This is a genomic window from Ruegeria sediminis (genome assembly GCF_005938215.1).
GTDB lineage: Bacteria > Pseudomonadota > Alphaproteobacteria > Rhodobacterales > Rhodobacteraceae > Ruegeria > Ruegeria sediminis.
This window is the reverse complement of sequence record NZ_VCPD01000002.1, coordinates 219,838-245,107: the sequence shown is the minus strand read 5'-3', so window position 1 is coordinate 245,107 and position 25,270 is coordinate 219,838. Positions and strand designations below refer to the sequence as shown.

Below are 25,270 nucleotides of genomic sequence, written 5' to 3'. Positions count from 1 at the left end.
CCCTGTCGCGGGGCAGAGTAGTCGAAAACGGCGGGTCTGCACAGGTCAGGCGGGGAGGCGATCCTCGATCCGGCCCATATGCAGCATCAGGCCGAAGGCGAGTACGCACATGGTCAGGACGCCGGTGGTCAGCGGAGTCAGCGAGCCGTCGAACAACAGCCCGACCGGCGCGGCGATCGCCGCGGCGAGCACGGTCGAGATCGAGCCGATGACCGAAGCCGCCATCCCCGCGATATGGCCCATCGGCTCCATCGCGATCGCGTTGAGATTGCCGAGCGTCGTTCCCGCCATGAAGAAGATCGAGGTCTGCCATGCCACGAACAGCGCGAAGGAGGCCGTGTCCGACAGATCCGTTCCGTTCAGGGCGATGACAGCGGAGGTGAAGATTATCTGCGCGAACAGCGTCCACGTCACCATACGCCGCATCCCCACGCGGACCACGACCGCCGCGTTCAACAGGCTTGCGGTCCCGGACATCAGGGCGACGAAACCGAACCAGAAAGGGAAGCTTTCGGCCCGGTCGTGGATGATGTCGTAGACGGGTTGAACCATCGTCAGCATGGTGAAAAGCGTGCCCATGCACAGGGTCTGTACGACGATGGACAGGCGGACGGTCGGGTGCGAGAACATCTCTTGTGCGGCGCTGATCATCAGCGGCAACCGGAAGGGTCGGCGGTTTTCGAGGGCCAGCGACTCGGGCAGGCGGAAACCCATCCAGAAGATCGTGATCAGGGAAAAGAGGATGAACGAGGCGAATATCCCGCGCCAGCCGGCGATGGCGATCACGCCCGCGCCCAGCATCGGGGCGATGGCGGGGACCAGCGTGAAGATCATCATGGCGATCGACACGATCCGGGCCATCTCGCGCCCCGCGTAGAGATCGCGCACGATCGCCATTGCGACGACGCGGGGACCCGCGGCGCCCAGCCCCTGCGCGACCCGGGCCGCCAGAACCAGTTCGAGCGACGAGCTTGCCCAGGCGACCACGGAGGCCAGGATGTAAATGGCGGCGCCGGCGAAGATCACCGGCTTGCGCCCGAAGGCGTCGGACAGCGGACCGGTGAAAAAGGTTCCGATTCCCATGCCCAGGACGAAGGATGTCAGGATCAGCTGCGCCCGGTTGGGGTCGGCAGGGCTGAGCTGCGCGCCGATTTCGGGCAGCGCGGGCAGCATCGAGTCGATCGAAAAGGCAATCGTCGCGAACATCATCGCGATCAGCGCGATGAACTCGGCCTTGGACATGCGGTCAGCCATGGGGAACTCCTAACCCGGTCGCGCTATCACGGCTGGCGGGCGAGGTCCAGATTGAGACTTGCGCAAAAGCCGACAAAAACTGTCAAATAAATGGTTGCGAAACTCCTGACTAAAACAATAAGAATTAGCCATCAAAAAACGGAGCGACTCGATGAAACGATTGATGATTTGCATGACCGCAGCCCTGTTCGGAACCGCCGCGCTGGCGTCAGGGCCGGGGGAATCGCACAAGGGCGGGACCGCGTACCTGGGCAATGGAGCGTTCACTTACGAAATATTCGAAACCGCGGTGGAACACGCCGACCTCGAGGGGTGCCCGGCCGAGTTCGATCCCGAGGCGGTGTTCTGCCGGTTGACCGTCGCCGCCGACATGGCGCACGTCTTCGTGTTCTCGTACAACGGAGATCAGCCGCTGCTGGCGGTGAAGGGCTATGAACTGGGTGACGGTTTCCTGCCGTTCTGAACCGCGAGCCGGACGCGGGGCCTGGCCGGTACTGGCCGGGTCCGGGGTTATACGGCGGTGTTCAACTGATCCTTGATCTCGCCAATCACCTTTTCCCACAGTTCGGGCGGCTGCGCGCCCGGTACGGCGTGCTTGTTGGCGACGATGAAGGTGGGAACCGAGTTGACGCCCATCTGGCGGGAATGGGCGTCGCGGTTGCGGATGTCCTCGCGGTCGGCATCGGATTTCAGCAGCTTCAGAACCAGGGCGGCGTCCATGCCGATACCGTCCGCGATGTCGGCCAGAACCTCGTGATCTCCGATGTCGCGGGCTTCGACGAAATAGGCGTTGAAAAGGGCGTCCACCGCGGCGTTCTGCTTGCCCTCGATCCCGGCCCAATGGATCAGGCGGTGCGCGTCCAGCGTGTTGGGCGTGCGCTGCATGTCTTCGAAATTGATCGAGAGCCCGGCCTTTTCGGCATGTTCAACCACGGGCGCATAGGCCTGCACCGCGCCTTCCTTGCCGCCGAACTTGCGCTCGAGGTATTCGCGGCGGTCCATGCCTTCGTCGGGCATGTCGGGGTTCAACTGGAAGGGATGCCATTCGATGACGAAGGGATGGTCGGGGATCGCGGCCAGCGCCTTTTCCAGATTGGTCTTGCCGATGTAGCACCACGGGCAGATCGGATCGGACAAAATGTCCAGCTTGACGGTCTGGGTCATTCGGGCGGTCCCTTGGGTTGCGCCGGCGGGGCTGGCGGATGGATGAAGGCGCGCTGTCAGACAGGAGCGCGCCGGGTCCGCCTTGACATAAGGGGGCAGGGCAGGAACGTCCAGTTTTTCCCGCGCTTTGTGAAAAACCGCGACGCTGTATGCGCCCCGTTCGCCGCGGCCCGGCATGGTGCACGTTGCAAGCACCGCCGGGCGGCCCTATAGAACGTGCCATGACAAGCCGCGATCCCAAATCCATCATCCGCATTGCCCGCGACAACGGGATTGAAACCGAGGCCGAGCCTCTGGATTTGGGCGCCCGCGTGCGCGAGTTGCGCAAGGCGCGGGACTGGACGCTTGAGCAGGCCGCGAGCCAGGCCGGGCTGGCGCGATCGACCCTCAGCAAGATCGAGAACGGGCAGATGTCGCCGACCTATGACGCGCTGAAGAAGCTGGCGGTCGGGTTGCAGATCTCGGTGCCGCAGCTGTTTACACCGCCGCAGCGGGAACAGGTGATCGGGCGCATGTCGGTCACGAAATCGGGCGCGGGAACGGCCCATGCCACGGCGACCTACGAACACGAGCTGCTGGCGGAGACGCTGACCAAGAAACAGATGCTGCCCTATCGCGCCCGTGTGCGCGCCCGGTCGATGGAGGAATTCGACGGCTGGGTCCGCCACGACGGCGAAGAGTTTCTGTACGTCCTGACCGGGGTGGTCAGGCTGTATACGGAGTTTTACGAACCGGTCGAGATGCGCCGCGGCGACAGCGCCTATTACGACGGCAGCATGGGGCATAACGTCATATCCGTCAGCGACGAAGACGCCACCATCCTTTGGGTCACATCTCTGGCGTGATCAGCGACGGAATTCGCGGTTCAGCGACTCGGTAAATAGAAAATCCTCGACCTCTTCACGAGCCTCGTTGACCGTCAGGTGATGCCGTTCGGCCAGATAAGCCTCGAACCGCTTGCGGTCCTGCTTCACGTAAGCCATGTCCCTATCGCGCAAATTCGGAAAACGCGTCTTTGCGCGGGCATATGATGAGGCCCAATCTTGCGTCAGGTCCGACCAGTTCAACATGTGCGAGCTTTCCCTGTTTTGGTATGCGGAACGCTCCCCTCCCTGACCAAGGTTACGTAGAGTCGCGGTTTGATGGAGACAGGACAAAATGCCGCACGTATGCAGGTTGAGTTCGTGCCGGCGTTCTGCCCGTTCCCAGTGTTCCGCGCCAGGTGCAAGCAGGCGGTGTCGATGAGGCCTTGCGGGCCTGTTACTCCGGGTCCGAAAACAGCCAGTTGAGCACCACGTGCCCGATGAAAACCGCGAGAATCTGCATCGCGACGAAGGGCAGGATGTGGGCCGGGAAGATGCCCGCGAAAGTGTCCGTGAACCCTCTTGCGAGGGTGACGGCCGGGTTCGCGAAACTTGTGGATGACGTGTACCAGTAGGCGCCGGTTATGTAGAGACCCACAAGCGGCGGTACCGCATCGGGTTTGTGCCGAATTCCGCCGAAGATCACGAAGAGCAGGCCGAGCGTCGCGATGATCTCGGAGAACCATTGGTTCGCGCCGGTCCGGTGCATGGTGGTCGAGCTTTGCAGAATCGGCAGGTCGAACATGAAGTGCGCGGCCCAGACACCGATGATGCCGCCGGCCAGCTGGCACAGGACATAGGGCGCCACGGCGTTCCAGCGGTGTTCGCCGCGCAAGGCGAAGGCCAGCGTGACGGCGGGGTTGAAATGCGCGCCCGAGACCGGGCCGAGCGTGGTGATGATCGCATAGAGGATGCATCCCGTGGCGATGGCATTGGCCAGCAGGGCAAGCCCGACATTGCCGCCCGACAGCGTGTCGGCCATGATCCCCGATCCGACGACTCCGATCAGCAGGAAGGCGGTGCCGAGGAATTCGGCGAAGTATCTGCGGGCGTTCATGCGATTTCTCCGATGCGCTTGAGGTGTTCCGAAAGCTCGGTCCGGTTCATGGTTTCGATCGGAAGGTCGAGCAGCGCGGCGGCCCGGCGTCCGAGGATGTCGTAGGCGGTGGCGAAGGCCTGTTCCCATTCGGATTCGGATGCGGCCGCTGGGTCTTCGACGCCCCAGTGGGCACGGACCGGAGCGCCGGGCCAGACCGGGCATGTCTCTTGGGCGGCCGAACCGCATACCGTGATCACCATGTCCATCTCCGGTGCGCCGTCGGCCGCGAATTCGTCCCAGCTTTTGGAGCGCGCGGCCGAAATGTCGTGGCCCCTGGCCGCCAGAAGGGCAAGTGATTGCGGATGCACCTTGCCGGTCGGGTTCGAGCCTGCGGAAAAGGCGCGGACGCGGCCTGCGCCGTGGTGATTGAGCAGGGATTCCAGCAGGATGGACCGGGCCGAGTTGCCGGTGCAGAGAACGAGGATGTTCATGTGGTTTTCCTTGGAGTGATGCAGGGAACTCAGTCGGTCATGCGGCCGATGTCGTCCAACATGTGCTGCAGCGAGATGCGGTCGAGCGTTTCGAACGGCAGGTTCACGAATGCGGTGATCCGGTTTCGCAGCAGGCCATAGGCTTGCTGGAAGGCGAGACGTTTCCGGGCGCCGGCGCCAGCGGCCTTGACGGGATCGGCCAGGCCCCAATGCGCGCTCATCGGCTGGCCGGGCCAGGTCGGGCAGGTTTCATTGGCGGCACGGTCGCAGACGGTGAAGACGAAATCCATTTTTGGAGCGCCGTCGGCAACGAATTCGGCCACGGATTTCGAGCGCAATTGCGAAATGTCGTAACCCTTGTGCTTCAACAGGTCCAACACTTCGGGGTGGGGATTGTCGGAGGGAGCGGTGCCTGCGGAATACACATTGAACCTGCCTTTTCCTTCTTCGCGCAGGATGGCCTCGGCCATGATCGAACGGGCCGAGTTGCCGGTGCAGACGAACAGGGCGTTCAGAACGCGGTCCCGTGTGGTGATGACGGGGTCCTTGGATGGGGACAGGCAGAGATCGGGGCGGTTCCCGCAGCAGTCGCCGAGAAGGCCGCTGAACAGGTTTCTGACCTCGGGCAGGTTTGCGGTGTAGTGCAGGGAAGTGCCGTCGCGCGATTGTTCGATCAGGCCGGCGCTTCGCAGCACGTTGAGGTAGGAAGAGGTGGTGTTCGGCTTTAGATCCAGCGCCTCGGCGATGTGTCCGGCGGGCACGGAATCCGGGTAGCGCCGCATCAGCAGGCGGAACAGGTCCAGCCGCCGGGGATGGGCGAGGGCGTTCAGCTTGTCACTCAGGCTTATTTCCATATTTCGCGAAATACGGAATCAGAGTCCTCGCGTCAATCCTCGTACCACCAGACATCCGGCATGTATTGCGGACCGTCGCCGTAGATCGGCAGGCGTTCGGGATATTTGAGCTGCTTGGCGTGGGCGATGCGGCCGACGTCGAAGCTCCAGATCGGGATAACGTAGCGGCCCGTGGTCAGAACCCGGTCGAGCGCCCGCGTCGCGGCGACGAAGTCCTCGCGGGATTCGGCGGCCAGTATCGCGTCGATCATCGCGTCAGCGGCCGGCGAGGCCATGCCCATGAGATTCCGGGTGCCCGGAGTGGCGGCGCCTTCGCTGCCCCAATAGAGCCGCTGCTCGTTGCCGGGAGACAGCGACAACTCGCGCCGGAACGGCGTCATGGCGAAATCGAGTTCCGCGACGCGGCCCGCATATTGCGCGTTGTCCACCTTTTCGGTCGTGACCTTGATTCCAAGACGTTCCAGCGCGCGGGCATAGATTTCGATCACGGTCTGCATGTCCGTGTCGCCTTGGCGGATCAGGATCGAAAATTCGAAAGGATCGCCGTCGGCGTTCCTGAGTACGCCGTCCGTCACGCTCCAGCCGGCCTCGGCCAGCAGGTCCGCCGCAACCCGAAGGTTCTTGCGGTTGCGGGCCGACCCGTCGCCTTGCGGCAATTCGTAACCGTCCAGAGCCCCCGGGAGGAGATGTTCTGCGTATGGCTCGAGCAGGGACCGGACCTTGCTGTCGGCCGGCCCCGGCTGCATGGCCAGGTCCGAACCCGAGAAAAACGAGGTGATGCGGGACTGTGCGCTGCCCGTGATGGTGTCGTTGATGTATTCGAAGTTGAAGGCGAAGAGCAGCGCCTCGCGCACGCGCCAGTCATCGAAGGGAGGCTGGCGGGTGTTCATGACGAAACCCGTCATGCCCGAAGGCTTGCCGTGCGGGATCTCGGTCTTGACGACATCCCCCCTGCGAACGGCCGGGAAATCGTATTGGGTTTCCCATTTCTCGGCGTTGAATTCACGCACGGCGGTCAGTTCGCCGGCCTTGAACGCCTCGAACAGGACCGTCTCGTCGCCATAGAATTCGATCCGCAATTCGTCGAAATTCATCGTCCCCCGGCGAAACGGCACGTCCTTGCCCCAGTAATCCGGGTTTCGCTTCAGCGTGACGAAGCGGCTGGGTTCGTAATCGGTGACGACATAAGGCCCGGTCCCGATCGGGATCTCCTGCAGGGGGGCGTTGGCGAAATCCTTCCCTTCCCATTGGGCTTTGTTCAGGATCGGGCGCAGGCCGGCGATCATGGCCAGTTCCCGGTCCTCCTCGGAAAAGGTGATGCGGACCGAGCGCGGGCCGGTCTGTTCGATCCTGTCGATCTGGGACCAGAGGCCGCGGTACCGCAGGTGCCCCTTTGTGCCCAAAGTCTCGTAGGACCAGATCACGTCATCGACCGTCACCGGGCTGCCGTCGGAGAATCGGGCCTCTTCCCGGAGGGTGAATTCGACCCAGGATCGGTCCTCGGGGGTCTCGACTGATTCGGCCAGAAGGCCGTAGAGCGAGAAGGGTTCGTCCCAGGATCGGCCCATCAGGCTCTCGTAGGACCAGAAGCGAAGTTGCCAGGGATCGGTGCCTTTCTGGACGAAAGGATTGAGGCTGTCGAACCCGCCGGTGTTGCCGAACACCACGCGGCCACCTTTGGGGGCGTCGGGGTTGGCGTAAGGCAGGGACACAAAATCCGGTGGCAGGGCCGGGTCCCCATACATAGCTATGCCATGAACCGATTCTGCTTGCGCGTTTTGTATGGACAAAAAGAGCGCGACACCCGCCATCAGCGGGAGGTGTTGGCGAAAAAAATTCAGTCGCAATTTGGCTACTATCCTGCTCTGGCCTTATTTTGCTTGGGATTCACCGTAGCGATGGTTTTCCATATTTTCAAACTTTTAGCTTGGATGACGGCGCGGAATTGCTTATAAAGGATGCACTGCTCGATAGGTTTCTTGCCTGTATGAAACCTGCCTCAATAACTTAACGCCCGCTTCGTGCGGGCGTTTTTTTTGGCGGTCGCGCGGCGGTTTTCCATTCACGTTCGACACCGGCCATGCCCGGCGCGCCGATGGCCGGACGCATGGTCGCGGCACGGTTTTGCCATTCCCTTTGCAACTGCAGCATGGCAGTCTCCGGAAAAATCGGGCTGAGAAAGGGAGAGCTGTCATGTCCTTGTCGGGCAAAACCGCAATCATCACGGGATCGAATTCGGGGATCGGACTGGGCATCGCCCGTGAACTGGCCAAGGCCGGGGCGGATGTGGTGCTGAACTCCTTCACCGATCGCGACGAGGACCACGCGCTTGCGGCGCAGATCGCGCAGGAGACGGGAACCAACGCGCGCTACATCAAGGCCGACATGTCCAAGGGCGACGAATGCCGGGCGCTGATCGAAAAGGCCGGGTCGTGCGACATCCTGATCAACAACGCCGGGATCCAGCATGTCTCGCCGATCGACAGCTTTCCGGTCGACAAGTGGGACGCGATCATCGCGATCAACCTGAACTCGGCCTTTCACACCACGGCCGCGGCGCTGCCGATGATGCGCGCGGCGGGCTGGGGCCGGATCGTCAACATCGCCTCGGCGCACGGTCTGACCGCGTCTCCGTTCAAGTCGGCCTATATCGCGGCCAAGCACGGCATCGTCGGGATGACCAAGACCGTGGCGCTGGAAACCGCGCAGGAGCCGATCACCTGCAATGCGATCTGCCCGGGCTATGTGCTGACGCCGCTGGTCGAGGCGCAGATACCCGACACCATGAAGGAATACGGCATGAGCCGCGAGGACGTGATCAAGAACGTGATGCTGGTCCGGCAGCCGTCGCGCGAGTTCGCCACCGTCGAACAGCTGGGCGGTACGGCGGTGTTCCTGTGCTCGGTCGCGGCGGCGCAGATCACGGGAACCACGATTTCGGTCGATGGAGGCTGGACGGCGCTTTGACGGGCGGGGGTCCCCACGTCTTTACGAGATAGAAAGGCCGGGCGGCGTCATTCGACCTTTTCGACGAGAGCGGCCTTATTGTCCTTCCCCTTCGGCTTTTCGATCGGGCGCGTCGGATCCTTTTCGTTCGGGTAGACAAGACCGGCCGAGATGACCAGCTTGGCCGCGTCTTCCACCGACATGTCGAGGATGATGACATCCTCGGCGGGGAAATACAGAAGGAAGCCCGAGGTCGGGTTCGGCGTGGTCGGAACGAAAACGCTGAGAAGCTCGCCCTCGGTATCGGCGCGTTTCGCGACTTCGCCCTTGGCGGTGGTCGAGACGAAGCCGATGGCCCATATGCCCTTGCGGGGATATTGGATCAGGCAGGCCTGCTCGAACGAGCGTTCGGTCTGCGCGAAGACCGTCTCGGAAATCTGCTTGATGCCGGAATAGATCGAGCGCACGACCGGCATCCGGGCGACCAGGCTTTCCGCGAAGTGGATCAGCGACCGGCCGATGATGCCCTTGGCGATCCAGCCGATGATGATCGTGAAGATCAGGAAGATGATGACGCCGACGCCGCGCAGGTTGATGCCGACATACTGTTCCGGCTGGAACCTTGCGGGGATCAGCGGCAGAACCGCGCTGTCGATCCATCCCACCGCGGACCAGATCAGCCAGAGCGTCAGCCAGACCGGCGCAATGACCACGATGCCCGTCAGAAAAGACGCGCGCAGCCGGGACAACAGCCCCGGGCGTCGGTGAGGTTCTTCGTCGAACGGTGTGTTCATCGCGGTTCCGAATGATTTATCGAGTTAGTTAGGGAGTTTGATGCGCCGGTACAATAGGCCGCCGGATCAAAGACGCCGTCAGGACTGGAGCGGGAGCAGCGCCTTTGCGATTTCGGCCGCAAGGCGCGCATTGTTGCGCACCAGCGCGATATTCGCCGTCAACGAGCGGCCTTCGGTCCGTTCAAAGATCCGTTGCAGCAAGTAGGGCGTCACGCCCTTGCCGGTGATCCTGTGGGCCTCGGCATCCGCTTGCGCGCTGGCGATGATCGGGGCCAGCTCATCGGCCGCAATCTGATCCGCCGCGGGGATGGGATTCGACACCAGCTGCCCGCCGGGCAGACCCAGCGCCCGGCGCATCGCATGGGCGCGGGCAATCTCGTCGGCGCTGTCCATGCGCAAGGGTGCGGCGAGGGGCGATTGCGCCGACCAGAAGGCGGGAAAGGCGTCCTGGCCGTAGGCGATGACGGGAACACCGAGGGTTTCCAGCACTTCGAGCGTTTTTGCCAGGTCGAGGATCGCCTTGGCTCCGGCGGCCACTACGGTGACTGGCGTCTGCGCCAGTTCATGCAGGTCGGCGGAGATGTCGAAGGTCGTTTCCGCGCCCTGATGGACGCCGCCGATGCCGCCGGTTGCAAAGACCTCGACCCCAGCAAGGCGCGCGGCGATCATCGTGGCGGCGACGGTGGTCGCGCCGGTGCCGCCGCCGGCCATGCAGGCCGCCATGTCGGCGCGGGACAGTTTGGCGACGCCTTGCGCCTGTCCCAGCGCGGCCAGCTGCTCGGGCTCCAGCCCCACGTGCAGCCGACCTTGGATCACGGCCATGGTCGCCGGCACGGCGCCCGCATCCCGGATGTCCTGTTCGACCTGCCTTGCCACTTCGACGTTCTGGGGGTGGGGCATGCCGTGCGTGATGATCGTGCTTTCAAGCGCGACGACGGGGCGGCCCGCATCCTTGGCGGCGCGGACCTCGGCGGAATACTGGATGTCGATCACAGGGGGGTGTCTCCGGAAACGTAGGTTGCGGCGGCGTTCAGGGCGCGGCCCAGGGCCTCGTCCCGGTCGGCGCCCTTGGCTTCGGCGGCGATGTGGGCCGCCATGAAAGTATCGCCCGCGCCGGTCACGCGGGTCACCAGCACCGGTGGCGGGGTGCGGGTCAGGATCCCGTCGGCGCTGGCCTCGGTTGCGGAATTGCCGCCGTCGGTCACAAGCGCCCGCCGCGCGCCGCGTTCAAGCAGGCAGTCGGCGGCGCTGGCCGAGTCGGTGAATTCGCGCTGGCAGAGCAGGCTGGCCTCTTCGAGATTGAGATATAGCGTGGCGCGGCCGTGCTGAAGGAACGGCAGCAGGCGCTCGGCCTTGCCGGGCGAGGCCGGGGCGACGCGAAGGTCCGCGCGCCCGAAGGCCGGGCTTTGCGCAATCTCTTCGAGCAGCGCGATCGTCAGGTTGCCGTCGAGCGCGATGGGGCCGTCGAACGGCGAGTTTTCCGAACCCAGAGGCCCGTGGATCAGCGGATGCAGGATCTTGGCCCCCGCCGCCTCGAGCGAATGGGCGTCGGCGATCGCCGCGATCAGGCCGTTCGCCCCCTCGACGGCCATGTACCGGTCGGTCGGAAGATCTTCGGAACGGTAGATGTGATCCGTGTCCATGCCCAGCATGGAGCAGGAATGGACCAGTTCGTCACCTTCGGCGTCGCGTCCGATCGCCGTCAGCAGCGTCGGTTTCATTCCGAAGCGCACCAGCGTCATGGCGATGTTCATCGCGACGCCGCCGGGCAGGCGGGTGATGCGGCCCGGCACGTCGGATCCCTGCCGCATGTGGCTGGCGGATCGCCCGATCACGTCCCAGAGGACCGAGCCGATGCAGAGGATGTCGGTGGTGTTGGTCATCCGGCTTTCATGCCGCAGCACCGGAGGCGGCGCAAGGGAGAAGGCCGATGCAGAAGGAATCGGCGGGGGCTGTTGCGGGTACTGTAGGCAAGCAATATTTTGTGGGCAGCATACGGGTTTCCGCTTGATCTTGATGTGGTTCAGTCGAAAACTCGTGGACAGGTGCATTGGGTTAATCGTCGGATTTGGGGTCGGAACGGATATGGTTGGATTGCGCGGGGCGGCTGGTCTGACTCGGATCGTCCTGGGGCTGTTTCTGCTGTTCGCCCTTTGCGCCCTGCCTGATCGGCCAGCCGCCCATGGCGTGACCCCGACCGTGGCGGATTTCCGCGTCGAGAAGGGGCAGTTGTTCCTTGAGTTGCGGATAAATGTCGAAGCCTTCGTGGCCGGCGTCGAACTGGACGGACTGGCCGACACGAGGGAATCGAATGTTTCGGAACGGTACGAAACCCTGCGCGGGATGGCGGCGGCACAGCTTGAGCCGCGAGTGCGGGAGTTCTTTCCGGAGTGGATCAAGGGCATTCAGGCCGAGGCGGGCGGGCCGCTGGATCTGTCATACGAGGGCGTGCGGATCCCGGTGGTCGGCAGCACGGATGCGCCGCGCAAGTCGGTCATGCTGCTGACTGCCGATCTGCCGCCGGGCGCGCGCAGCCTTCGACTGACCTGGCCGGTCGGGGCCGGGGCACTGGTGCTGCGGCAACAGGGCGTGCAGGCGCCCTATACCGGCTATCTGCGCGGAGGCGAGATCAGCCCGCCGATCCCTTTGGCCGGGGGCGCCTCGCTTGGCCCTTGGGAGACGTTCGAAGCCTATGTCCCGACCGGGTTTGAACAGATCCTGCCGCGGGGCACCGAGCAGATCCTGTTCATGCTGGGGATCTTCTTTCTGTCGCATCGAACGCGCCCGCTGGTTCAGCAGTTCGCAACCTTGTCGCTGGGCGTCGCGGTCGGGATGGCGGCGAAGACGCTGGCGCTGGTCGAAGTGCCGGCCGGGATCGTGCCGCCGATGGTCGCGGCATCGATCGTGCTGATCGCCGCGGAAAACGTGTTCTTCAGGCGGCTGCATCCGTGGCGGCTGATCCTGGTCTTGCTGTTCGGGATCTTCCACGGGCTGGCCCTGGCGCATGTGCTGGACGGGATCGGGCTGCCGCCGGTCCAGTTGCTGAGCGCAATGGGCGGATATTATCTGGGGATCGAACTCGGCCTTCTGGCGGTTGTCGTCGTGGCCTATCTTGCGACCGCGCTGTGGTTCCGCCGGAAACCCTGGTACCGGGGCCGGATCGCCATTCCGGCCTCGCTGGTCATCGCGCTGGTCGGGGGATACCTTCTGGCGCAGCCCTACCTGTCGGTCTAGCCCATCGCGGCGATGAGCGTATTGAGGCTGGCCAGCGGATCCTCGGCCGACCAGATCTCGTCTCCGATGCCGAAGAAATCCGTGTGCGGGGCAAGGGTGCGGACGATTTCGTCGGTCAGGCCGCCCTCGGCGACGACGGGAACCTCGATCATCTCGGACCACCATTGAAACAGGTCCGGATCCGCGAAGGAACCGTCGCCCAGCGAGGATTGCCCCACCGGGCCGAAGGCCACGTAATCGGCCCCGGCCTCGCCGGCGGTCATGCCGTCATGGCGCGAGGTGCCGCAGAAACTGCCGACGACCGCGTCCGGGCCAAGCTCCTTTCGGGCGGCGCGCACGGACCGCGCGGCATCGTCCAGGTGGACGCCATCCAGCCCGAGGCGCTGCGCCAGAAGCACATGGTTCGAGATGACCAGCGCGACGTCCCTGGCATGGGCGACTTCGCGGCAGGCATCGGCCGCGCGCGCGATCTGATCCTCGTCCTTGCCGGCCAGGGCCAGGCGGATGCAGGCGATCTCGGCTCCGTCAACAACGCGGGCGAGCCGATCGGGGAAAGAGGCCAGCGAGATCGCCGGCGGGGTGATGAGATAGATCTGCGGCTGCTCGGGAGTGTCCATCGGCGCGTCCTTCGATTTCCTTGGCGCGGTTTAGCGGATTGCGTGCTGGAAGCAATCTTTTATGCCGGACGTTGCGGGAATTGCAAACCGAAGGGGCAGGGGTGGCTTGCCCTGTCCGGATGTCGGGATTACAGCAGGCGGGATTTCGGAGAAGACCATGCCCAGCGACAGACTTCAGCCATCCTTCGTGCTCGTGCGCCCGCAGATGGGCGAGAACATCGGCGCCGCCGCGCGCGCCATGTGGAATTTCGGCCTGGACCGGATGCGGATCGTCGCGCCGCGCGACGGCTGGCCGAACCCCAAGGCGGTCGCGATGTCGAGCGGCGCAGGGCGGCTGCTGGACGAGGCGCAGCTGTTCGACGACCTCGAAGGCGCGCTGTCGGACCGGACCTTTTCCTTTGCCACCACCGCGCGTCCGCGCGGCATGACCAAGCCGGTCTACAGCCCCGAACGCGCCATGCAGATCGCGGCCGAGATGGTCGCGGCGGGCGAGAAGGTCGCGGTTCTGTTCGGGCCCGAGCGCGCCGGTCTTGAGAACGAGGATATCGCCAAGGCCAATGCCATCATCTCGGTTCCGGTGAACCCGGAATACGCCTCGCTGAACCTCGCGCAATGCGTGCTGCTGACCGCGTATGAGTGGATGCGCCAGACCGGTGACGTGGTTCATGAAGCGACCGACCTGGGCAAGGGAGACTGGGCCACGGGGCTGGAAGTCGAGAAGCTGGTGGAGCATTACGAGGAACGGCTGGACGCGGCCGGGTTCTTCTATCCTCCGGAAAAGGCGGAGGGCATGAAGGTGAACCTGCGCAACCTGTGGTCCCGGATGCGGATGACCCGCGCGGATGTCCAGATGCTGCACGGGATCATGCGGCAGATGGTCCGCTGGAAGGAAAAGGGCTGAAGCTGGACGCGGGCGGGTGGCCGCCTTAGCTTGCGGGAAACTGAACGGCATGAGGATGACATGAGCGGCAAGCGCAGCATCTTTGAGGAAGTCTCGGATGACCAGAAACAGTCGGCGGCCCAGCCCGGCCTGATCGACCGCGGCCGCGGCGGCGCTCGGCGCGGCATCCGCATCTGGTTGATGCTGCTGTTCGCCATGGTGGTCGCCATGATCGTCGTCGGCGGCCTGACCCGGCTGACCGACAGCGGACTGTCGATCACCGAGTGGCGTCCGATCACCGGGGCCGTCCCGCCGATGAACGAGGCCGAATGGCAGGCCGAATTCGACAAGTACAAGCAGATCGACCAGTGGCGCATCCAGAACCAGTGGATGGAACTGGACGATTTCAAGGAGATCTACTGGTGGGAATGGGGGCATCGTCAGCTTGGCCGGGTGATCGGCCTGGTCTGGGCGATCGGCTTCGTCGGTTTTCTGGTTGCGCGCCGGATACCTGCCGGCTGGACCGGCCGCCTGCTGCTGCCCGGCGTTCTGGGCGGGGTCCAGGGCGCCGTGGGATGGTGGATGGTCGCCTCGGGCGTGACGCAGGGCGAGGGCATGACCTCGGTCGCCAGCTACCGGCTTGCCGTGCATCTGGGGCTGGCCTTCGTGATCCTGGGTTTCCTGGCCTGGTACATCTACATGCTTGGCCGCGACGAGAGGGACCTGATGCAGGCGCGGCGGGCGAAGGAGGCCAGGCTTTTCTCGCTTTCGACGGGGCTGATGCATTTTGCCTTTCTGCAGATCCTGATCGGCGCGATGGTGGCCGGTATCGATGCGGGCCGGTCTTATACCGACTGGCCGCTGATCGGCGGGCAACTGCTGCCGCCTGACGCCACGGTGCTTGAGCCGATGTGGCGCAACTTCTTCGAAAGTCCCGGGCTGGTTCAGTTCATCCATCGCTGCGCGGGATACCTGTTGTTGATTTTCGGCGTCGTGGTCTGGCTGCGCGGGCGCAACAGCGCGCATCCCCAGACCCGCTTCGCCTTCAACGCCGTGTTCGCGGCGCTTCTCTTGCAGGTGGTTCTGGGTATCGTGACCGTCGTCTACGGGGCCCCGTGGCAGATCGCCATTTTGCACCAGTTGCTGGCGATCGTGCTATGGACCTTGATCCTGCGCGCCCGCTTCCTGACCGCCTATCCGATCGCAACCTCACTTCGTGGAGCCTGACGCACGATGACCGCCTTTGACGAATTGATGGCCTTTCAGCGCGAAACCACCGCACTGGCGCAGATCGCCGGGCGACTGGGCTGGGACCAGGAAACCGTGATGCCGCGCGGTGCGGCCCGGCAGCGCGGCGAAGAGATGGCCGCGATCGAGGCGGTGCTGCATTCCCGCCGCTCGGACCCGCGCGTCGCGGATTGGCTGGAGCGGGCCGAGGCGCCCTGCGAGGTGGGGGCGGCGCAACTACGCGAAATTCGCCGCGCCTATGACCGGACGATCAAGGTCCCTGCCGATCTGGCCAAGGCAATCGCCCGCGTGACCTCGGAAGCGCAGGGGAAATGGGCGCAAGCCCGCGCCGACGAGGATGTCGCGGCGTTTCTGCCCGTTCTTGAAGAGGTTGTTGCGTTGAAGCGCGAGGAGGGCGCGGCGCTGGCCCGGGGCGGCGACATCTATGATGCGATGGTCGAGGATTACGAGCCGCACACGACCAGCGCGCAGATCGCGGAAATCTTCGACACGATGCGCCCACGGCTGGTCGAGTTGCGCGGTGCAGTCCTGGACAGGCCCATGCCCAAGGCGGTATCCGGACGGTTCGCCGAAAGCGATCAGCTGCGCCTGTCGCACAAGCTTGCGGTGGCGTTCGGCTACGACATGGATCGCGGCCGGGTGGACAAGGCGGTGCATCCGTTCAGCTCGGGCAGCGGGTCGGACGTGCGGATCACCACGCGGACCAGCGAGACCGACCCGTTCAACTGTTTTTACTCGACCATCCACGAGGTCGGCCACGCCGCCTATGAACAGGGGATCGACCCCGGTTACGCGCTGACGCCGCTGGGCCAGGGCGTGTCGATGGGTGTGCATGAAAGCCAGAGCCGGATATACGAAAACCAGCTTGGCCGGTCGCGCGCCTTTACCCGCTGGCTGTTCGACCAGATGACCGAGGTATTCGGTGATTTCGGGATCGCAAATGCTGACGAGTTCTATTCCGCCGTGAACCGTGTCGACAAAGGCTACATCCGGACCGAGGCCGACGAGGTGCAGTACAACCTGCACATCATGCTGCGCTTCGATCTTGAACGCGCGCTGATGCGGGGCGATCTGCAGGTGGCCGATCTGGAGGCCGCTTGGAACGACCGTTTCGCGGCTGATTTCGGCTATGCGGTGGACAAGCCGTCGAACGGGTGCCTGCAGGACGTTCACTGGTCGGTGGGGCTGTTCGGTTATTTCCCGACCTATTCGCTGGGCAACGTCTATGCCGGGTGCCTGCACGAGGCGCTGCGGGGCGCGGTGCCGGATCTGGACCCGCAACTGGTCCAGGGCGACACCTCGCGGGCGACCGGCTGGCTGCGCGAGAATCTGCAGCGTCACGGCGGGCTGTTCGCGCCCAGGGATGTGATCAAGCGCGCCAGCGGCCAGGAGCCGGGGCCGGAGCCCCTGCTGCAATACCTGGAGGACAAGTTCGGCGGGCTGTACGGGCTGTAGGGCCAAGCGCCCCGGTCGGACAAACCGCTTGCCGGGCTGCAGCGATATGCGGTTTCCGGCATGTCGTGGTATCGTCGCATGACCGAAAGGTCAGTGCGGGGTAGGATCGATGCTGGAAGGCGCGATGCTTGTGTGGTTTCTGCTGACAGGCGCCAGCGTCCTGTTCGTGGTCTGGGACTCGGTGTCGAACGGCGTCACAAGCTGGGTGCAGCGCGCGGCGTGGATACTGGTCACGCTCTACACTGGACCGGTCGGGTTGTTCTTTTACCTGATGGCCTGTCGCAGACCGTTTCCCGGCGGGCATGATCAATTCACCAAGGCCACCTGGAAACAGGGCGTGAACAGCGAAATGCACTGCGTCGCCGGAGACGCGACGGGCATCATCGTCGCGGCTGTGTTGGTGTATTCCATGGCCCTGCCAAACGGGTGGGACATCGTCGTCGAATACAGCTTTGGTTTCATCTCGGGGCTGTTCATCTTTCAGGCGCTGATGATGTTGCCCATGTTCGGAAGCTATGCCCAGGCCGTGCGCAAGACGGTTTTTGCCGAGACGGTGTCGATGAACATGGTCATGACGGGGATGATCCCGACGATGGTCCTGCTGTCGGCGGCATGGCCCGGTTCCGAGAACCCGCTGACCCCGGCTTTCTGGTTCCGGATGAGCCTGGCGACGGTCGTGGGCGCCGTGATCGCCTTTCCCATGAACTGGTGGCTGGTCGCAAATCACCTAAAGCATGGCTGCATGTCCCTGCCGGGGGCCGATGGGCCTGCACCGGCTTTGGGCCATGAATCACCTGAAGGTCCCGACCATTCCGACAAACCCATGGGTGATGACATGAGTGGGCACAAGATGATGGAAATGAACACGCTTTCGACCCCGCGGATGCTGGGTTGGGTGATGGGAACTTACGCCATTCTGATCGCGGCGCTTTGGCTGACCTCTCGGTTCGTGCCGATCGAATTCTGATTTCGGCTGCGGTGGCCAGCCCTGGAACGGTCAGGGGCTTCTGCGCATGTCACGCAGAAGCCCCGTTTGGTTTGGCAGGTTCCAAAGGACGGGTGCTTACTCGTCTTCGTCTTCGTCCTGCTGGTCCGCGATCCAGGCGACGCTGACCACCACTTCGCCCTTGCCGGTGTTGAAGACCTTGACCCCGCCGGCCGAGCGCGAGCGGAACGAGATGCCGTCGACAGGTACGCGGATCGATTGCCCCTTGGAGGTCGCCAGCATGATCTGGTCGTCGATCTCGACAGGGAAAGAAGCGACCAGTTCGCCGCCGCGCATGGCCTTGTCCATCGCCGCGACGCCCATGCCGCCGCGTCCGCGAACGGGGTAGTCGTGCGACGAACTCAGCTTGCCGGACCCGCCGGCGGTGATGGTCAGGATCAGGTTCTCGGCCGCCGACATTTCGGCATAGCGTTCCTGCGGCAGAACGCTGTCGGCATTGCCTTCGTCTTCTTCCACCTCGGAGTCGTCCGTGACGCCGGCCATCAGACGGCGCATCTTGAGATAGGCGGCACGTTCGTCCGCGGTCGCCTCGAAATGGCGGATCACCGACATGGACACCACGCGGTCGCCATTGCTCAGCCTGATGCCGCGAACGCCGGTCGATTTCCGCCCCTTGAAGACGCGGACATCGGTGGTCCGGAACCGAATGGCGCGGCCCGAGTTCGTGACCAGCATCACGTCGTCATCTTCCGAGCAGATGCGCGCATTCACCAGCTCCACGCCTTCGGGCAGGTCCATCGCGATCTTGCCGTTGCGCTTGACGTTGGTGAAATCGCTGAGCGCATTGCGGCGCACGTCGCCTGCGCTGGTGGCGAAGACGACCTGAAGATCGTCCCAATGTTCCTCGTCCACATCCACCGGCATGATCGCGGCGATCGAAACGCCAGTCGGGATCGGCAGGATGTTGACGATCGCCTTGCCTTTGCCGGTGCGCCCGCTTTGAGGCAGGCGCCAGGTCTTGAGCTTGTAGACCATGCCGTCGGTGGTGAAGAACAGAAGCTGCGTGTGGGTGTTGGCGACGAAGAGGGTGGTGACCACGTCCTCTTCCTTGGTCTGCATCCCCGACAAGCCCTTGCCGCCGCGCTTCTGGGCGCGGAAATCGGCCAGCGGCGTGCGCTTGATGTAGCCGCCCGAGGTCACGGTCACCACCATGTCCTCGCGCTCGATCAGGTCTTCGTCCTCCATGTCGCCGGACCAGTCCACGATCTCGGTACGGCGCGGAACGGCGAAGCTTTCCTTAACCTCGCGCAGCTCGTCGGCGATGATGCCCATGATCCGCTCGCGCGAGGACAGGATTTCGAGGTATTCCTTGATCTTGCCCGCCAGTTCTTCAAGCTCGTCCGTGACTTCCTTGACGCCCAGCTGAGTCAGTCGCTGCAGGCGCAGGTCCAGGATTGCGCGGGCCTGGATTTCGGACAGGTTGTAGGTGCCGTCCTCGTTCATCGTATGGGTCGGATCGTCGATCAGCCGGATGTAGGCGGCGATGTCCGAGGCCGGCCAGCGGCGGGTCATCAGCTTTTCGCGCGCCTCGGCGGCGTCGGCGGAGGAGCGGATGGTGGCGACCACCTCGTCCACGTTCGACACAGCAACGGCCAGACCGCACAGGACATGGCTGCGCTCGCGCGCCTTGCGCAGGTCAAAGGCGGTGCGGCGGGCGACGACTTCTTCGCGGAAGTCGATGAAGCAGGTCAGGAACCGGCGCAGCGTCAACTGCTCGGGCCGGCCGCCGTTCAGCGCCAGCATGTTGCAGCCGAACGAGGTCTGCATCGGGGTGAACCGGTAAAGCTGGTTCAGCACCACTTCGGGCGTCGCGTCGCGCTTGAGTTCCACGACCACGCGCACGCCGTTGCGGTCGGATTCGTCCTGCACATGGGCCACGCCTTCGATGCGCTTTTCGCGCACCGCTTCGGCGATCTTTTCGATCATCGCGGCCTTGTTCACTTGGTAGGGGATCTCGTCCACGATGATGGCGTAGCGGTCCTTGCGCAACTCTTCGACCCGCGTCTTGGCGCGGATGATGACGCTGCCGCGCCCTTCGAGATAAGCCTTGCGCGCGCCGGACCGGCCCAGCATGACGCCCCCGGTGGGAAAGTCGGGGCCGGGAACATAGGCGATCAGCTGTTCGCTGGTCAGGTCCGGGTCGTCGATCAATGCAAGCGTCGCGTCCACGACCTCGCCCAGGTTGTGCGGCGGGATGTTTGTGGCCATGCCCACGGCAATGCCGCCCGCGCCGTTGACCAGCATGTTCGGGAACCGGGCGGGAAGGACGGTCGGTTCCTTGTCCTTGCCGTCGTAGTTGTCCTGGAAATCGACCGTTTCCTTTTCGATGTCCGCCAGCAGGGCCGAAGCGGGCTTGTCCATGCGAACTTCGGTGTAGCGCATGGCCGCCGGGTTGTCGCCGTCCATCGAGCCGAAGTTGCCCTGACCGTCGAGCAGCGGCAGCGACATCGAGAAATCCTGCGCCATCCGCACCAGCGCATCATAGATCGCCGAGTCGCCGTGCGGGTGGTACTTACCCATGACGTCACCGACCGGACGGGCCGACTTGCGGTAGGGTTTGTCATGCGTGTTGCCGGTTTCGTGCATCGCGTAGAGGATGCGCCGATGCACCGGTTTCAGACCGTCCCGCAAGTCCGGAATCGCGCGGCTGACGATGACCGACATCGCATAGTCCAGATACGAGGTCCGCATCTCGGATTCGATGGACACGGTCGGGCCGTCATACGCGGGTCGCGGCGGCGGTGATGTGTCTTCGTTTTCAGGGGTTTCTGGCGTATCGCTCACGTAAACTGCCCGTTCTTTGTGCAGGGTCTATATCTTGTGGAGGCACCTTATCAGACCCGGCACATAAGGTGCAAGCAAGCTGCGCCCGTGCAACGCAATCGGAATTCACGTCAGGGTAACGCTTTGTTTTCGTACGTGTTTGACCAATTCCGTGGTATCTTGGAGAGACCGAAGCAAGAAACGGAGGTCTGCATGAAAAAAACCGAAACCGAATTGATGCTCAAGGGCTATGGCCTGACGACGGCCGAATTCTTCTACCGAATGCCGGATTACATCCACGTGCTGAACACCTTCATCTGGCAGGACTACGACATCGCGCCGGATCACCCGAAGCTGTTCAGTTTCATCGAATTCTGGCAACGCGAGATCGAAGGCCCGTTGCACTCTGTCCGGTTCACGCATCGCAAGATGCTGGCATCCGGAGAATGGCGCAACGTGGTCGGGGAATTCAGGCTGAACTGAGCGGATTTCAGGATCAATTCACCACGGGCCGGAGTTGCATTCTTTCCGGCGATGGACGTGGACATTCATTGCCCGGCGCGACGCGCCCGAAAGTCATTTTTCAAGAACGCGGCCACATTGCATTGTTGTGTGAGACCGATGTGGCCCCTTTTTTTTGCCCGCGCACGGAGTGTTTCAATTTTCTCGGGGTCGGCTATGGTTGACCCGCACAGATTTTCTGCGTTCGGGGTGTTCGCATGACCAGAGTTCTGCCCGCCATCGTTGCCTGTCTGATCCTGAGCGGGCCTGCATCCGCGCAAGGTCTGCTGGACAAGATCAAGAAAGGCGCGAACGATGCGGCGGCAGCGGTCGGTCGTGGCGCTGAAACGGTTGGAAACGCGATCGGGACCGGCGTCGACAAGGTTGAAGATTCCATCGATTCCACGAACGAACTAGTCAGGAACGAGGCGACGCCCGAGGAAACGCGTGCCAAGCTGGATGCCATGGCCGGCAGGGTCATGTCGCAGCTGCTGGAGGAGAACCCGGACGCAAACGCCGTGTATGAAGCCAGCGCCGGATATGCCGCGTTCGACACACGCAAGGTGACGGTCTTTCCGGTTTCGGCCGGTTACGGCCGGGGTGTTGCGGTGTCCAAGGCGGATGGCAGCCGGACCTACATGAACATGGGAACCGGCGGCGTCGGCGCCGCGTTCGGCATCGGCGGGTTCGAAACCCAGTTCGTGATCTTTTTCGAAACCCAGGCCGATTTCGACGTCTTCGTGATCCAGGGCTTCGACGCGACGGCGGAATCGAGCGCCATGTACGGAGAAGACAAGACCGAGCAGGCCGTCCGGTTCATCGACGGGCGGTCCATTTTCGTGCTCGACAAGACGGGCTGGCGCGTCGCCGCCGGCGCTTCGGGCACGAGGTACTGGAAGGCTCCGGACCTGAACTGAGGATCAGACCGAACAGCTTGCGCCGCCGAGCACGCAGAACTTGGCGCAATGGGGGTGGTTCAGCTGCACGTCCGCCTCGGCCTCGCGCAGCGTGGCGCCCATCTCGAATTCCGGCGAATAGGGCAAGAGGGTGCAGGCCAGCACCACGGGCGCCGTGGCCCCCCTGCGTTTGACCACCATGCGCGAGCTGGCGCACATGACGTCCGTGGGCGACTTGCCCAGAATGCCCCAGCAGGCCGTCGTGATCTCGGGCACTTCGACGGTTTCGTCCATCTCGGGGAAAAGTACGGTCTGGCCGGGATCCTGCGCGTCGATGGCGAATCCGTGCTCGGCAAAGAACGCGGCATAACCCGCGCGGCTTTCGGCATCGGTTCCTCCCCAGACGGTGCGGCCTGCGACCGCCATTCGGAAGCCGTTGTCGCGGAGCCATTTCATGCCTTCCAGGGTCTTCGCAAAGCTTCCCGCGCCGCGTTCTGCATCGTGGAGTTCAGGCCGGAAATGATCGACGGAAACGCGGAGCGTCAGCCGATCGCCGTGATCGCGCCGGAGCGCGAGCAGCCCTTCGCGCATCTGCCTGCGCATCATCGGGCGCATCGCGTTGGTGAGGATCAGAACCTCGAAGCCGCGTTCCAGCGCGGCGCGGGTCAGCGCGATCATCTCGGGGTTCATGAAGGGTTCGCCGCCGGTGAATCCGATCTCGCGAATGGGCCAGCCGCGATCCTCGATCTGGTCGAGAAAGGCACGCACTTCATCGGCCGAGATATAGACCAGCGCGTCATTCGTCGGACTGCTTTCGATATAGCAGTTCGCGCATTCGATGTTGCACAGGGTTCCGGTGTTGAACCAAAGCGTTTCCGGCCGGGTCAAGCTTACCGAGGCGCGGGTCTGGCCGTCGGCTGTCACGAATCTGTCCTGAAACTTGCCGATGTTGGCGCTGTGGGGGGCGTTGTCTTTCATTCCCGCTTCCGGCTGCTGAAACTGTCCGAACGATCTAGCCTATTGCGTCGGACAAGTTAAAGTCGCAAGCAGGCGGTCTGACGGAGTTTTGATTGCGGGCGATCGGAAAAACTGGTGGCGCTAACATTGGACATGCGGACAGGACAGCGTTAAGGAAAATTCATGGTTTCTCGCGTCATACCGGTAGAACCTTTCGATCTGGTCGTTTTTGGCGGAACCGGCGACCTGGCACAGCGCAAGATATTGCCTGCCTTGTTCCGCAGGTTCTGCGGCGGTCAGTGGCCGGAGGACGTTCTTGTACTGGGCGCCGCACGAAAAAAGCTGGATGACGACGGCTACAGGGCGCTGGTCGCCGGCTGGCTGAAGGAACATGCGCCGGATCGGAGTGCGGATTGCGCGGCGCTGGACCGGTTCCTTTCGCGCGTCGGCTACGTACCGGTGGAGGCGCAAGGCGACGAGGGGTGGCCGGAACTGGCGGCACGGCTGAGCCGTGACCGGGTGCGCGCCTTTTACTTTTCCGTCGGTCCACGCCTGTTCGGCGCGCTGGCCGAGCGCATCGAAGCCCACGGAATGGCCTCTGACAAGACGCGAATCGTGGTCGAAAAACCGTTCGGTCACGATCTGGAAAGCGCACGGGCGCTGAATGCCACGCTCGCCGGGCATTTTCGCGAACGGCAGATCTATCGGATCGATCATTACCTGGGCAAGGAAACGGTCCAGAACCTGATGGCGGTGCGCTTTGGCAACATGCTGTTCGAACCCCTCTGGAACAGCCAGTACGTGGATCACATCCAGATCACCGTTGCCGAGACCGTCGGCGTGGACGGCCGCGAAAGCTACTACGACCGCGCGGGCGCGATGCGGGACATGGTGCAGAATCACCTGATGCAGTTGCTGTGCCTGATCGCGATGGAGCCGCCGGCGAAGTTCGATCCGGACGCGGTGCGGGACGAAAAGCTCAAGGTGATCCGCGCACTTGACCCGGTGCTGCCGCATCACATCGTGCGCGGTCAGTACGTGGGCGTCGATGGGCAGCCGGGCTATCGCGAGGTGGTCGGGAATCCGCGCTCATCGACCGAAAGCTATATCGCCCTGCGCGCCCATATCAGCAATTGGCGTTGGGCGGGGACGCCGTTCTACCTGCGCACGGGCAAAAGGCTGGTGGCGCGGTCATCGGTCATCAACGTGATGTTCAAGGACGCGCCTCATTCGATCTTCGGCGCCGACGCCGGGAGGCACGCCAACGTGCTGTCGATCCGGCTGCAGCCGAACGAGGGCATAACGCTCAAGGTCACGATCAAGGAGCCGGGCCAAGGCGGGATGCGATTGGTGGACGTACCGCTGGACATGAGCTTTGCCGAGGCGCTGGGGCCTGAAAATCAGGTTTCGCCAGATGCTTATGAACGGCTTATAATGGACGTGGTGCGCGGCAACCAGACGCTGTTCATGCGTGGGGACGAGGTCGAAGCCGCATGGGCCTGGACCGACCCGATCATCGCCGGCTGGGAATCGAGTGGCGATGTTCCGAAACCATATGACTGCGGCAGTACCGGGCCGGGCGACGCCGAACTGCTGATGAAACGTGACGGTCGAAACTGGCAGGGGATCAAACCATGAATATTCAGGAATACGCCGATCGCGACATGCTGGCCATCGATGTGGCCAACAAGCTGGCCGGAGAGCTGGAAACCGCCTTGCTGCACGACGAGGCCGTCGCCTTTGCCGTGCCCGGCGGCACCACGCCCGGCCCGATCTTCGACAGCCTGTGCGCCGCGGACATCGAATGGGAACGGGTCAGGGTTCTGCCCACGGATGAACGCTGCGTGCCGCAGGACCACGAACGTTCCAACGCCCGGCTTATCCAGGAACACCTTCTTGTCAACCGCGCCGCGTCGGCGCAATTCGTGCCTCTTTACGTCCCTTCCGCGAATCCCGAAGACGCCTTGCCCGAGATCGAGGCGCTGATCGCGCCGGTGCTGCCGCTGCACGTTCTTGTGCTTGGCATGGGCGAGGACATGCACACGGCCTCGCTTTACCCCGGCATGCCCGGCCTGGAACAGGCGCTGAGCAGCGACGCGCCAATCCTGGCGGTCGCGCGGACCGAGGTGCAGCCGGAGCCGCGGATCACGCTTACGGCGCCGGTGCTGGACGGCGCCCTGTCGAAACACCTGGTGATCTACGGAGAGCGCAAGCGCGAAGCTTTGGAGCGGGCGATGTCCAAGCCGCCCGAAGAAGCGCCGATCGCGGCCGTTCTGAGTGGAATAACCGTGCACTGGGCCGAATAGGA

General features: G+C 63.6%; 26 protein-coding genes. 12 read left to right on the top strand and 14 right to left on the bottom strand.

Annotation, left to right across the window (positions count from 1 at the left end):
• Positions 1-45: 45 nt before the first annotated feature.
• A complete protein-coding gene (locus FGK63_RS05785) occupies positions 46-1,254 on the bottom strand; it encodes a multidrug effflux MFS transporter (RefSeq protein ID WP_138840661.1) in 1,209 nt (402 codons plus the stop codon).
• A gap of 151 nt (positions 1,255-1,405) precedes the next feature.
• On the opposite strand from FGK63_RS05785, the gene FGK63_RS05780 reads away from it, so the two are divergent.
• A complete protein-coding gene (locus FGK63_RS05780; RefSeq protein WP_138840660.1) occupies positions 1,406-1,717 on the top strand; it encodes a hypothetical protein in 312 nt (103 codons plus the stop codon).
• A 47-nt stretch (positions 1,718-1,764) separates the two neighbouring features.
• On the opposite strand, the gene FGK63_RS05775 is transcribed toward FGK63_RS05780, so the two are convergent.
• The gene (locus tag FGK63_RS05775; RefSeq protein ID WP_138840659.1) at positions 1,765-2,418 is read right to left on the bottom strand and encodes a DsbA family oxidoreductase; all 654 of its coding nucleotides are present in this window, start codon (positions 2,416-2,418) and stop codon (positions 1,765-1,767) included.
• Positions 2,419-2,639: 221 nt separating this feature from the next.
• Here FGK63_RS05775 and FGK63_RS05770 point away from each other — a divergent pair, with 221 nt between their 5' ends.
• Positions 2,640-3,263, top strand: coding sequence for a helix-turn-helix domain-containing protein (locus FGK63_RS05770; RefSeq protein ID WP_138840658.1), 624 nt, complete (start codon positions 2,640-2,642; stop codon positions 3,261-3,263).
• On the opposite strand, the gene FGK63_RS21155 is transcribed toward FGK63_RS05770, so the two are convergent.
• The 6 genes from FGK63_RS21155 to FGK63_RS20690 all read right to left on the bottom strand — a co-directional run bounded on the left by FGK63_RS21155 (position 3,264) and on the right by FGK63_RS20690 (position 7,816).
• The gene (locus FGK63_RS21155) at positions 3,264-3,401 is read right to left on the bottom strand and encodes a hypothetical protein (protein ID WP_342777310.1); all 138 of its coding nucleotides are present in this window, start codon (positions 3,399-3,401) and stop codon (positions 3,264-3,266) included.
• A gap of 277 nt (positions 3,402-3,678) precedes the next feature.
• Positions 3,679-4,338: an aquaporin gene (locus tag FGK63_RS05760; protein ID WP_138840656.1), complete on the bottom strand. Its 660-nt coding sequence runs from the start codon at positions 4,336-4,338 to the stop codon at positions 3,679-3,681.
• Positions 4,335-4,811 (bottom strand): arsenate reductase ArsC, encoded by a 477-nt coding sequence (locus FGK63_RS05755; RefSeq protein ID WP_138840655.1) that lies wholly within the window; start codon positions 4,809-4,811, stop codon positions 4,335-4,337. Before FGK63_RS05755 ends, FGK63_RS05760 begins: the two co-directional genes overlap by 4 nt.
• A 29-nt stretch (positions 4,812-4,840) precedes the next feature.
• Entirely contained in the window at positions 4,841-5,665 is an 825-nt protein-coding gene (locus FGK63_RS05750; RefSeq protein ID WP_138840654.1) for a metalloregulator ArsR/SmtB family transcription factor, read from the bottom strand.
• A gap of 32 nt (positions 5,666-5,697) precedes the next feature.
• Positions 5,698-7,512: an extracellular solute-binding protein gene (locus tag FGK63_RS05745; protein ID WP_425471835.1), complete on the bottom strand. Its 1,815-nt coding sequence runs from the start codon at positions 7,510-7,512 to the stop codon at positions 5,698-5,700.
• A 160-nt stretch (positions 7,513-7,672) separates the two neighbouring features.
• Complete coding sequence (locus tag FGK63_RS20690) at positions 7,673-7,816, bottom strand: hypothetical protein (protein ID WP_171052584.1); 144 nt, start codon at positions 7,814-7,816, stop codon at positions 7,673-7,675.
• Between the two features lie 42 nt (positions 7,817-7,858).
• Here FGK63_RS20690 and FGK63_RS05740 point away from each other — a divergent pair, with 42 nt between their 5' ends.
• A complete protein-coding gene (locus FGK63_RS05740) occupies positions 7,859-8,632 on the top strand; it encodes a 3-hydroxybutyrate dehydrogenase (protein ID WP_138840653.1) in 774 nt (257 codons plus the stop codon).
• A gap of 47 nt (positions 8,633-8,679) precedes the next feature.
• Here FGK63_RS05740 and FGK63_RS05735 read toward each other — a convergent pair whose 3' ends face one another.
• From FGK63_RS05735 to FGK63_RS05725, 3 genes are all read right to left on the bottom strand, one after another.
• Positions 8,680-9,405 (bottom strand): DUF502 domain-containing protein, encoded by a 726-nt coding sequence (locus FGK63_RS05735; RefSeq protein ID WP_138840652.1) that lies wholly within the window; start codon positions 9,403-9,405, stop codon positions 8,680-8,682.
• A 78-nt stretch (positions 9,406-9,483) separates the two neighbouring features.
• Positions 9,484-10,398 carry a pseudouridine-5'-phosphate glycosidase gene (locus tag FGK63_RS05730; protein ID WP_138840651.1) on the bottom strand — a complete coding sequence of 305 codons (915 nt, stop codon included), beginning with the start codon at positions 10,396-10,398 and terminating at the stop codon, positions 9,484-9,486.
• Positions 10,395-11,288 (bottom strand): PfkB family carbohydrate kinase, encoded by an 894-nt coding sequence (locus tag FGK63_RS05725; protein ID WP_138840650.1) that lies wholly within the window; start codon positions 11,286-11,288, stop codon positions 10,395-10,397. Before FGK63_RS05725 ends, FGK63_RS05730 begins: the two co-directional genes overlap by 4 nt.
• A 202-nt stretch (positions 11,289-11,490) precedes the next feature.
• Here FGK63_RS05725 and FGK63_RS05720 point away from each other — a divergent pair, with 202 nt between their 5' ends.
• Positions 11,491-12,639: a HupE/UreJ family protein gene (locus FGK63_RS05720; RefSeq protein WP_138840649.1), complete on the top strand. Its 1,149-nt coding sequence runs from the start codon at positions 11,491-11,493 to the stop codon at positions 12,637-12,639.
• Here FGK63_RS05720 and FGK63_RS05715 read toward each other — a convergent pair.
• Positions 12,636-13,256, bottom strand: coding sequence for a thiamine phosphate synthase (locus FGK63_RS05715; protein ID WP_138840648.1), 621 nt, complete (start codon positions 13,254-13,256; stop codon positions 12,636-12,638). The genes FGK63_RS05720 and FGK63_RS05715 overlap by 4 nt on opposite strands.
• A gap of 157 nt (positions 13,257-13,413) precedes the next feature.
• Between FGK63_RS05715 and FGK63_RS05710 the strand changes: the two genes are divergently transcribed.
• The 4 genes from FGK63_RS05710 (at position 13,414) to FGK63_RS05695 (ending at position 17,806) form a co-directional block, all read left to right on the top strand.
• A complete protein-coding gene (locus tag FGK63_RS05710; RefSeq protein ID WP_138840647.1) occupies positions 13,414-14,157 on the top strand; it encodes an RNA methyltransferase in 744 nt (247 codons plus the stop codon).
• Between the two features lie 60 nt (positions 14,158-14,217).
• Positions 14,218-15,363 carry a heme A synthase gene (gene ctaA / locus FGK63_RS05705; RefSeq protein WP_138840646.1) on the top strand — a complete coding sequence of 382 codons (1,146 nt, stop codon included), beginning with the start codon at positions 14,218-14,220 and terminating at the stop codon, positions 15,361-15,363.
• Positions 15,364-15,369: 6 nt separating this feature from the next.
• Positions 15,370-16,839: a carboxypeptidase M32 gene (locus FGK63_RS05700; RefSeq protein WP_138840645.1), complete on the top strand. Its 1,470-nt coding sequence runs from the start codon at positions 15,370-15,372 to the stop codon at positions 16,837-16,839.
• 124 nt (positions 16,840-16,963) lie between these two features.
• Complete coding sequence (locus tag FGK63_RS05695) at positions 16,964-17,806, top strand: DUF4396 domain-containing protein (RefSeq protein WP_218961115.1); 843 nt, start codon at positions 16,964-16,966, stop codon at positions 17,804-17,806.
• A 96-nt stretch (positions 17,807-17,902) separates the two neighbouring features.
• Here FGK63_RS05695 and gyrA read toward each other — a convergent pair whose 3' ends face one another.
• A complete protein-coding gene (gene gyrA, locus FGK63_RS05690; RefSeq protein ID WP_138840643.1) occupies positions 17,903-20,629 on the bottom strand; it encodes a DNA gyrase subunit A in 2,727 nt (908 codons plus the stop codon).
• 192 nt (positions 20,630-20,821) lie between these two features.
• On the opposite strand from gyrA, the gene FGK63_RS05685 reads away from it, so the two are divergent.
• Together FGK63_RS05685 and FGK63_RS05680 are read left to right on the top strand one after the other, a co-directional pair.
• The gene (locus tag FGK63_RS05685) at positions 20,822-21,091 is read left to right on the top strand and encodes an usg protein (protein ID WP_138840642.1); all 270 of its coding nucleotides are present in this window, start codon (positions 20,822-20,824) and stop codon (positions 21,089-21,091) included.
• Positions 21,092-21,327: 236 nt separating this feature from the next.
• Complete coding sequence (locus FGK63_RS05680; RefSeq protein WP_138840641.1) at positions 21,328-22,026, top strand: lipid-binding SYLF domain-containing protein; 699 nt, start codon at positions 21,328-21,330, stop codon at positions 22,024-22,026.
• Between the two features lie 3 nt (positions 22,027-22,029).
• Here FGK63_RS05680 and FGK63_RS05675 read toward each other — a convergent pair whose 3' ends face one another.
• Positions 22,030-22,983: a radical SAM protein gene (locus FGK63_RS05675; protein ID WP_138840640.1), complete on the bottom strand. Its 954-nt coding sequence runs from the start codon at positions 22,981-22,983 to the stop codon at positions 22,030-22,032.
• A gap of 162 nt (positions 22,984-23,145) precedes the next feature.
• Between FGK63_RS05675 and zwf the strand changes: the two genes are divergently transcribed.
• A complete protein-coding gene (gene zwf / locus FGK63_RS05670; protein ID WP_138840639.1) occupies positions 23,146-24,600 on the top strand; it encodes a glucose-6-phosphate dehydrogenase in 1,455 nt (484 codons plus the stop codon).
• Positions 24,597-25,268, top strand: a complete 672-nt coding sequence (gene pgl / locus FGK63_RS05665; RefSeq protein WP_138840638.1) for a 6-phosphogluconolactonase — start codon at positions 24,597-24,599, stop codon at positions 25,266-25,268. Before zwf ends, pgl begins: the two co-directional genes overlap by 4 nt.
• Positions 25,269-25,270: the final 2 nt, after the last annotated feature.